Source organism: Micromonospora sp. KC721 (genome assembly GCF_004348355.1).
GTDB lineage: Bacteria > Actinomycetota > Actinomycetes > Mycobacteriales > Micromonosporaceae > Micromonospora.
Window position 1 is genome coordinate 1 of record NZ_SMJY01000374.1, and the last position, 1,794, is coordinate 1,794.

A 1,794-nucleotide genomic window follows, 5' to 3' on the forward strand; every position below is an offset into this window, starting at 1 on the left:
GGCCCCTGCTGCAACGCCTCCACCACCGCCCGCAGCGGCGCCACCCCCGTACCACCCGCGATCAACAGCAACGGCAGGTGCGGTGCCCGGTCGTACGACGACAACGTCGTCCCCGTCGGATGCCCCAACAGCAGCCGATCCCCCGTACCCAACCGACGCACCAGATGCGTGGAGAACCGGCCCGTCGCCCGCACATGAAACTCGATCGTGCCGTCCGCCCGCGGCGCGTTCGCCGGCGACAGATACCGCCACACCCGCAACTGCGGCACCTGCACCGGCAACGACTGCCCCGGCAGATAGGTGCACAGATAGTTCGGACGCACCGTGAACACCCCCACGTCCGACCGGCGCCGCTCCGCGCCCAGCACCTCCGCCTCCCAGAACGGCGGCGACGTCCGCTCCGACTCCGCCGCCCCCGCCAGCATCAGCTGCGACACCGTCTCGTACGCCGCCGCCCACTGCTGCTTCAACGCCGGCGTCCACCCCGGACCCAGAAACCGTTCCAACGTGGCCAGCAACGCCTGCCCCACCCACCCGTAGTGCCGCTGCGACAACGCCACCGGATTACCATGCTGGTCCTGGCCGTGGAACCGCCGATGATCGGCACCCAACCGCCGCGCGAACACCCCCAACGCCACCGGATCATCCAGGTGCGTGATGATGTGCCCGAGGGCCTTGAGCAGCTTGTCCTCCTGGTACTGCATGTTCATCGGAAACATGGACCGGGCCTCCGGCGCCACCACGAACAACGTCGCGTAGAAATACTTGGCGGCTTCCGGACCCGCCGCCGAGAACTGGCTCCAACTCTGGCGCAGCGCCGCGCTGTCCATCCCGTCAGACCTCCTGCGACCGCGCGATGGCGTGCTGCTCCCGCAGCGTCGACTTCACCACACCGCTGGAGTCGTAGACCCGCGGCACCGGCCAGATGTTCGGATTCGGCACCCGAGTGTCGTAGTAGCGGTGATGCACCGCGTGCAACGCCGCCCACCCCACACTGCCGTTGAGCCACGACCAGTCACCGTACACCGGCCGACCCGACCGCTCCTCCTGCGCGCAGAACTTCATGAACAGCTCCGACTCGGTGTGCGGATCAGACACCCGCACCCCGGCCAACGCGAACGAGTGCAGCACCGCCTGGTTGATCACCAGCACCGCGTGCTCCCGCCACAGATTGTCCTCCCGCGAGGTGTCCAGACCCAACGCCCGCGCCACCACCGGCAACTGGTCGTACCGATCCCGGTCCCCCATGTTGCGGGTACCGATCTCATCACCGAGATAGTGACCGTTGAACGGCGCGCAACTGTAGTCCACCCCACCGATACGCAACCGCATGTTGCTGATCACCGGCAGAGCATGCCACCGCAGCATCAGATCCGCGAACCACGGATGATCCGGATGCGACAACGCCACCTCACGGACCAACTCCCGCGGCACGTGCACCACCGTCGGCTCCTCCCGCGCCGTCTCGATCACCCACGGCAACAGATCGAACCGGCCCGGCACCGGCGGCGTACGCCACCCCAACCGACGCACCGCCTCCGTCATCCCCACCTGCGCCGGATCACCCAACACCGAACCGTCGTCCCGCAGGTGCCCGCAGTACCGCACCAACTGGTCGTTCCAGATCCGCGCCCGCGGCCCCACCCCCGGCCGATCCGGCGCGAACACCGTGATCCCCGCCTGGATCCGCCCACCGTTGTCCCCGGCCGCCAGATGCGCCGCCAACTCACCGGCGATTCCCGCCACCGTCGTCACGTGCCGCCGGTCCCGCACCTTCAACCCGGCCCACCGGAC

The 1,794-nt window shown here is 68.7% G+C and carries 2 protein-coding genes; both read right to left on the reverse strand.

The features are described 5' to 3' along the window. Window positions 1-830 (reverse strand): globin domain-containing protein (locus E1182_RS30420; protein WP_132271172.1); only part of this gene is annotated, 830 nt, incomplete at its 3' end. A gap of 4 nt (window positions 831-834) precedes the next feature. Beyond that, window positions 835-1,794, reverse strand: a 960-nt coding sequence (locus tag E1182_RS30425; protein WP_132271173.1) for a nitric oxide synthase oxygenase, incomplete at its 5' end; no start/stop codon positions are given.